This is a genomic window from Bacillota bacterium, from assembly GCA_009711825.1.
Taxonomy (GTDB): Bacteria; Bacillota; Proteinivoracia; order UBA4975; family VEMY01; genus VEMY01.
On sequence record VEMY01000064.1, the window covers coordinates 1 to 3,319 of the forward strand.

General features: G+C 45.3%; 3 protein-coding genes. 1 reads left to right on the forward strand and 2 read right to left on the reverse strand.

Features of this window, described 5'->3' with window-relative positions; all coding sequences use genetic code 11:
• Positions 1–1,098: 1,098 nt before the first annotated feature.
• Positions 1,099–1,467 (forward strand): hypothetical protein, encoded by a 369-nt coding sequence (locus FH749_14850; GenBank protein ID MTI96728.1) that lies wholly within the window; start codon positions 1,099–1,101, stop codon positions 1,465–1,467.
• 166 nt (positions 1,468–1,633) lie between these two features.
• Here FH749_14850 and FH749_14855 read toward each other — a convergent pair whose 3' ends face one another.
• Entirely contained in the window at positions 1,634–2,353 is a 720-nt protein-coding gene (locus FH749_14855) for a hypothetical protein (protein MTI96729.1), read from the reverse strand.
• Between the two features lies 1 nt (position 2,354).
• Positions 2,355–3,239, reverse strand: coding sequence for an ABC transporter ATP-binding protein (locus FH749_14860; GenBank protein ID MTI96730.1), 885 nt, complete (start codon positions 3,237–3,239; stop codon positions 2,355–2,357).
• Between the last annotated feature and the right edge of the window lie 80 nt (positions 3,240–3,319).

Here is a 3,319-nt window from a genome sequence, read left to right on the forward strand (position 1 = left end):
TGTCTACGCCTATAACCGTTGAGACGCTTATCCATGTCAGAGGTTTCTACTATTCGGTTCTTGCCATTCTCGGAGCTAAGGAGAGAAAACGCCAACGGTACAAAGCTGTTGCCATCGGACCATCCCAAGGTGAGCATGCGAAACCCTTTTATTAAACCGGTGCTCAACATGGTCATAAACCTTAGCTAACAACTCAACAGACTTGCTTCTGGCACGACTGTATACGGAATCGTCAATGATTAGTACTTCTTCCCGCTCATCAGAGGTTAGCGACTGCAGTTTCTGAAAGACCACATGAGAACTGAGGATAAACAGAAACCTCCTCCAGTTAGTGCGCGGCGATTTCAGAAACCGATAGACGGTATCTTTGGCTACGGCTTGGGTACTCGATAACAGGCGAAGAAATGGTTTGCCAGTAAAGGCCAGAGAGAACAGAAACATAAACACATCACTGCTGGGAATACCTTTTTCTTTGCGTCCATTAGATTGAGTCAGAATGGTTGTGATGCGGGCTTCTTTCAGAAAAGCTGAAATTGAAGACTGGGGCAGTGTTTTCATCAAGCAGATTATTTGGTAACATGGTAGTGCAAGAACACCCTTTCGCTGGTTGTTGGGGTTTTGGCACTTCCATTTTACCAGCAAGGGGTGTTTTTGTACACAGTTGAGCCCAATAAAGTCAGGGGGTTACAGGTGTTTTACACCTGCGAAACGTGAGTTAAAAATTAAAAATGTGGCTCAATTAGTGCTTGTGTTAAGATATTCCTTAATTAACATATATACAATGCCGGACCCCAAATTCCTGCATTTGAAATCAAAAAAGTAAAAATTTTTTATGCTTTGGCTCTAGGTTGACTAGAGTGCATAGGGGCGCAAGTGTCTATAATTAGTTATTTAGTATGATAAATATTTTTGATAGTTTAATGAGGATATCGCATTCGCAATATGGTATAGGGCTGTGACCTGCTTTTTGCACTGATTTGATAAATGAAGTTCAGGACGCGGGGTAATCTAACAAGATAATTGTTGAAGTCACTCTTGAAGTGATATATTGTTATTAGCAGAACAGGGAGAAAATTCTACTGAGGAGGCTGGTGGAAAATGAGAAAAGTCTGCTTTATATCACTTTTGTTTGTTCTTTTGGCTGGGGCTGGATGTGCCTCTTCCGTCGATGAGGAACTGGTGGGCCACTGGTTGAATGTGGATTATGGCGACGTTTTAGTGTTAACCGATGACGGCAAAATGGGAATTGGTTATTTTGCCGCAGTGGAAGAGGTTACCTTTAACTTTCGGTATACCGCCTCCCAGGGTAGCGGTGAGTTTTGGATTGCTAACAATTCGGAGGAGAAAGCCCAATTTACTTACTACATTGACGAAGACTACCTTCAGTTCAACGTAGCAGGGGGAGACCCCGAAGTAGGGGGAGATTCAGGAGAATTTATCAGGATAGAACTGCTTCCCCGGGAATAAATATCTTAACAAGACAGTTTTACAAATACTCACCAGCCCAGTCTAAGGTGAGTGATATAGCTTATCCCATTCAAAAGAGTATTCGTTGTAACTCCTCATTATGAAAAATCTTATATGGCAAAGAGAAAAAGCGCTCCACCAATTTCTGGTGTGAGCGCTTTTTGTACTACTCTGGTGTAATCGGCATCCGTCTGGTTGTTGCACGCAGTAACCATAATCCGAGTCCAATTATCAAGGTTGTACCCGCAAGTGCTGTCGGAATTGAGAGGTCGGGGAGGGTAATCCTGATAAACCCGGTCAAAGGGTGTGTCGGGTGTCCTTCCCAAAGTATATCTGTCAGTATTGTTTGAACAATAGCAATGCCGACGAATCCGATGCCCCAACCGCCAAAGCGCTGAAAGCCGACAGCAATTATCCAGCCCGCAATATAGTAAGAGAAAGTAATCAGGCTGAGGGCAAGAATCGGGACTAGCCAGGCAGAGGATGTTGCCTCAAGGAAATCGATGTTACTGGGCGGGGAGGCGGCAAACCAATCAAAGAGCATCATCACTACTGTAATTACTGCCGAAATGACGATTATGCCCAGGGCAACCCCTGCAGCGGCAATGGCTGAACCGGAAAAGTAGTCTTTGCGGATGATGCCATTCTTGATGAAATGACTGAGGAAAGCGAAGCCGGAAATTATCCCAATCACCAGCATGTATATTTTCGCTGGCTGGAAGATGAAAGCGATGAAACTCAAACCCCGTTCCTGTACCTCTGGCACAAATTGATTCACTAGGATGTTTACCACCAGCACAATCGGGATAAACCAGAGTGACCACCCCATCTGGATCGTAAACATATCAATGGCAACTTTGGCTTTTACAGAATCTAAGAATTTCATATTACTCCTCCTCCCGGGTCAGATGGATGAACAGTTCCTGGAGTGCCACCGGGCCAAGCTCCAGTCCAAGTTCTTCCGCATTATTACGTTGATTGTCGCTAAGCGCGTCGTAAATCATCACCGACTTAGTGCCACCCAGTTGCCGAACGTTTAACTGCTCCAGGTCCTGAACAAATTGGTCAACTGCTTCGGCAGGGCCAGTGACAGATGCCCCCCTGTCGATTACTTCATCATAAGGTTCATCAATTATTAGTTGACCCCGGTCCAACATTAGCACGTGGTCAAAGAGATATTCCATCTCCGAGACCAGGTGTGTGGACAAAATCAAAATCCGTGGGTGCCGTGCTTGCTCCTCCAGCACTTCTTTGTAGAAAAGGTCTCTGGTGGGGGCGTCCATTCCCAGATAAACTTCGTCAAAGATTGTCACCGGGGAACGACTGGCAAGGCCCAATGTCGCATTGAGGGCAGATTGTTTTCCGCTGGATAACTCATTTATCGCTTTCTGCAGTGGCAGCTTAAATCTGCCTGCCAATTCTTTCGCATATTCTAAGTCAAAGTATGGCCGATAGCGGGCTGCGTCCTCAAAATAACTCATGACCGGTTCACTTTCGTCACTGTAATCGGTTTCATGGATGAAAGAGACCCTGGCCATAATTTCCCGATTCTCAAATGGCTGCTGACCGCCAATCTTGATGGAGCCTGATGTGGGCAGGCGATATGACGCCAGCAGCGAAAGCAATGAAGTTTTACCTGCTCCATTTCTGCCAATCAGGCCATATGTCTTGCCCTGTGAAAGGGAAAAGGAGATATCTTTGAGGGCAAGAAACTCTTTGTATTTACTGGCATTGTACAGTGGTAGACACAGCAAAGGCCTAAAAAAGCCCATGACACAGGGGCTAACCCGTCATGAGCCTAAAAACGTGTTGTGACTACAATATTTACTGTTTTGGACTAGGAAACTCGACA

Excerpts from the sequence above, each read along its gene's own strand:
- FH749_14850 (MTI96728.1), top strand. The coding sequence starts at position 1,099 with ATGAGAAAAGTCTGCTTTATATCACTTTTGTTTGTTCTTTTGGCTGGG.
- FH749_14855 (MTI96729.1), bottom strand. The coding sequence starts at position 2,353 with ATGAAATTCTTAGATTCTGTAAAAGCCAAAGTTGCCATTGATATGTTT.
- FH749_14860 (MTI96730.1), bottom strand. The coding sequence starts at position 3,239 with ATGGGCTTTTTTAGGCCTTTGCTGTGTCTACCACTGTACAATGCCAGT.